This window comes from Variovorax sp. 10L421 (assembly GCF_056395365.1).
This window is the reverse complement of sequence record NZ_JBFTJJ010000057.1, coordinates 1-3129: the sequence shown is the minus strand read 5'-3', so window position 1 is coordinate 3129 and position 3129 is coordinate 1. Positions and strand designations below refer to the sequence as shown.

General features: G+C 65.5%; 4 protein-coding genes. All 4 read right to left on the bottom strand.

From position 1 onward, the window contains the following. Positions 1-40: 40 nt before the first annotated feature. The 4 genes from AC1DFC_RS29605 to tnpA all read right to left on the bottom strand — a co-directional run bounded on the left by AC1DFC_RS29605 (position 41) and on the right by tnpA (position 3020). Positions 41-529: a hypothetical protein gene (locus AC1DFC_RS29605; RefSeq protein WP_478180564.1), complete on the bottom strand. Its 489-nt coding sequence runs from the start codon at positions 527-529 to the stop codon at positions 41-43. 58 nt (positions 530-587) lie between these two features. Continuing rightward, entirely contained in the window at positions 588-2195 is a 1608-nt protein-coding gene (gene tnpC / locus AC1DFC_RS29600) for an IS66 family transposase (protein WP_478180565.1), read from the bottom strand. 85 nt (positions 2196-2280) lie between these two features. Then, the gene (gene tnpB / locus AC1DFC_RS29595; protein ID WP_478180563.1) at positions 2281-2628 is read right to left on the bottom strand and encodes an IS66 family insertion sequence element accessory protein TnpB; all 348 of its coding nucleotides are present in this window, start codon (positions 2626-2628) and stop codon (positions 2281-2283) included. Beyond that, on the bottom strand, positions 2625-3020 hold the full coding sequence (gene tnpA / locus AC1DFC_RS29590; protein ID WP_478180562.1) for an IS66-like element accessory protein TnpA: 396 nt from the start codon (positions 3018-3020) through the stop codon (positions 2625-2627). Before tnpA ends, tnpB begins: the two co-directional genes overlap by 4 nt. Positions 3021-3129 lie beyond the last annotated feature (109 nt).

Below are 3129 nucleotides of genomic sequence, written 5' to 3'. Positions count from 1 at the left end.
GTAATAGTCCGCTCGAGGCCGTTGTTGACGGCCGGGTGGTTTAAGGCGTGATGTCGGTGACGTGTTGAAGCAGAGCGAACGCCACGCGCCATGCGCGACCGTCGCAGTGAACGGTGGCTGTGCGCTGGTTGATCCGAACGATTTCTCCGACGTGGCGCTTGAGGCTTTGGTCGGTAAAGCTCACACGCTGGCCGACGCGGAAGTCCTGTTTGTGATGGATCTCCGGCGGCGGCCTCAGCGGTGCGGCAGGCGCCGGTGAGGGTGACGCGCCTGCCTGCTGATCATCGACAGGCACGACGGCCGCGTACAGCACGCTGAAGCGCTGTTTGCTTTGTTCGTCGAGCAGCGTGACCTGGCGGTCCTTCATCGCCGCGATGCGAGCCTCGCGCAGCTTTCCAGAGCCCCAGTCCCAGTACTTCACAAGTTGGCCCATGTGCAACTGCGAGCGTGCCTGCACGATGCGCCTCGGGTCGGCCATGAGTTGCTCGATGACCCAGCTGAGCTGGTACAGCTCGGCGCTTGTGGCCATGGGAAGATCTTCGATCTGCTTGACACGCATGCTGGCGATTTTGCCAGTGGCGATGCGCTCAGGCCGCGAGCTTGTCGGTAGGCTGTGAGCTCGTCGGCGCAGCCTTGGCAAGCTCACTGGCGACCGCCCACGGCAGCAACTCGTCGATACGGTTGCTCGGATGGTCGGCGATGCGCTCCAGCACGTGGCGCAAGTAGGCCTGTGGATCGATGCCGACCAGCTTGGCCGAGCCGATCAAGGTGTAGATCGCCGCCGCGCTGTGCCCGCCGTTGTCGGAGCCAAGATGCAGGTAGTTCTTGCGCCCGATCGCCACGCCGCGCAGCGCGCGCTCGGCCGCGTTGTTGTGCGCTTCGATCCGACCGTCGTCGACGAAGCGCGTCAGCGCCGTCCAGTTGCTCAGCGAGTACCCGATCGCCAATGCCATCGGCGACTTCGCCGAGACCTGAGACAGCGCAGTGTCGAACCATGCCTTCAGGTCGCCCAGCATTGCAGCGGTGCGTTCCCGGCGAACCCGCATTCGCTCGTGCGGCGGCTTGCCTCGGATCTCGGCCTCCACCCCGAAGACCTTGCCGATGCGCTGCAGCGCCTGGTGCGCCAGCGTTCCGCCGAGCTTGTGCTGGCGCTCGTGGATGTCCCACAGCTTGCGCCGTGCATGGCTCCAGCAAGCCGCCTCGACCACCCGGCCGTCTTCATATAACGGGTGGTAGCCAGCGAAGGCATCAGCTTGCAGGATTCCCTTGAAGTGCCGCAGGTGGCGCACTGGATGCTCGCCCTTGCGGTTTGCTGAGTACTGGAACCACACTGCTGGCGGCGCTGTGTCGCCGCTGGGCCGGTCATCCCTCACATACACCCACAGACGGCCTGTTCGAGCCTTCACGCCTGCGCCGCCGAGCACGCGGATCGGCGTGTCGTCGCCATGGATCTTGTTGGCGGCCAACACGTAGCGGCCGATGGCTTCGGCCAGCGGGCTCAGCAAGCGTGCCGCCTGCGCCACCCAGTCGGCCAGGGTCGAGCGCTGCAGTTCGACGCCTTCACGGCCGTAGATCTGACACAGCCGATACAAGGGTGTGTGATCGCAATACTTGCTCACCAACACGTGCGAGAGCAGCCCGGCGCCGGCCATGCAGCGATCGATGGGGCGACTCGGCGCGGGCACCTGCGTGATCGTGCTGCAGTTCACGCAAGCGAGCTTGGGGCGAACGTGGCGCACGACATGGAAGCTGCCCGGCTCGTAGTCGAGTACCTCCGAGACGTCCTGGCCGATCTCGCGCAGGCCGCGGCCGCAGGCCTGGCAGTCGCAACCGCTGTGCGGCGTATGCATCACGGTGCGCCGCGGCAAGTGCTCTGGCAGATCACGCACGCCGGTGCGCTGTCGCGCCTGGCGCTTCTTGCGGCCCTGCTCGATGGACGTGACGTTGGAAGAGTGCTCGCCGTCTTCGGCGTCGGCGCTCTCGGCCTGTGTTGTCGGCATCAATGTCGGCTGCGCGAGCTGGCCGCCCACCAGCTCAAGCTGGGCGTGCTCGAGTTGCTCGCTGGAGCGGCCGTACTTCATGCGTCGCAAGTACGCCACTTCGACCTTGAGCTTCTCGACGGTGAGCAGCGCGATCTTCAATGCCTCTTGCGAGCGCTGCACTTCGCCGCTGAGCGCGGCGTTGGCGGCAAGCAGTTCCTGTGAGGTCATGGGCACGACTGTGCCGGTCGGTACCTGGCCCTACAACAGGAGTTGTCCTGTCAACTTGGCCGATGCTCCACTACGCCGCTGCGCGTGGCTGCCAGGTGCGCTCGGGTCGGCGCCAGTCGATGCCTTCGAGCAGCATCGACAGCTGTGCGGCGCTCAGCGAGATCGAGCCCGACTCGGCCTGCGGCCAGATGAAGCGGCCACGCTCCAGGCGTTTGGCCAGCAAACACATGCCGTCGCCGTCACTCCACAGCAGCTTGACCAGGTCGCCGCGCCGCCCGCGGAAGACGAAGACATGGCCGGAGTACGCGTCCTCGGTGAGAGCGGTCTGCACCTTCGCCGCCAGCGTGTCCATGCCGCAACGCATGTCCGTCACGCCAGCGGCCAGCCAGACGCGGGTGCCCGCACGCGGGCCGATCATGCACTCTGGCGCAGTGCGCGCAAGACACTGCACAGGCTGTCTTCGTCGACAGTCCCACGCAGTCGCAATTGCGCGCCGGCGAACTCCAGTTCGATGACGCCGTTGCGCGGTGCCGGCCTCGATGGCGACGGGGTCGGCCCGGTCGACGTCGGAATCGACATGACTTCGCTCGCCGGTGCCACCTCTATCGGCAACAGTAAAGCCGGCAGCGCGTCGCCTGCGGCTCGAACATGCTCCCTGCGCCACTTGAACAGCATGTTGGCGTTGATGCCACTGCGCAGCGCTATTGCCGACACGGACGCGCCCGGCTCCAAACTCTGCCGTACCAGCTCCTGCTTGAACGCACGGTCGTGATGTCGTCGGCCGGCCTTCGAGGCTTGCTCACTCTTCATGGTGTGCACCATCTCCTTTAGCGCACACCTCCAAGCGGGTCTGCGATTGAGGTCAGATGCTTGCTGCAGCCTGAGCATCAGGCAAGGACGGCCTTCGTCGGACTATTAC

What these genes read in the sequence shown, in the direction of transcription:
- AC1DFC_RS29605 (WP_478180564.1), bottom strand. Translation starts at nt 529, where the DNA reads ATGGCCACAAGCGCCGAGCTGTACCAGCTCAGCTGGGTCATCGAGCAA.
- tnpB (WP_478180563.1), bottom strand. Translation starts at nt 2,628, where the DNA reads ATGATCGGCCCGCGTGCGGGCACCCGCGTCTGGCTGGCCGCTGGCGTG.
- tnpA (WP_478180562.1), bottom strand. Translation starts at nt 3,020, where the DNA reads ATGAAGAGTGAGCAAGCCTCGAAGGCCGGCCGACGACATCACGACCGT.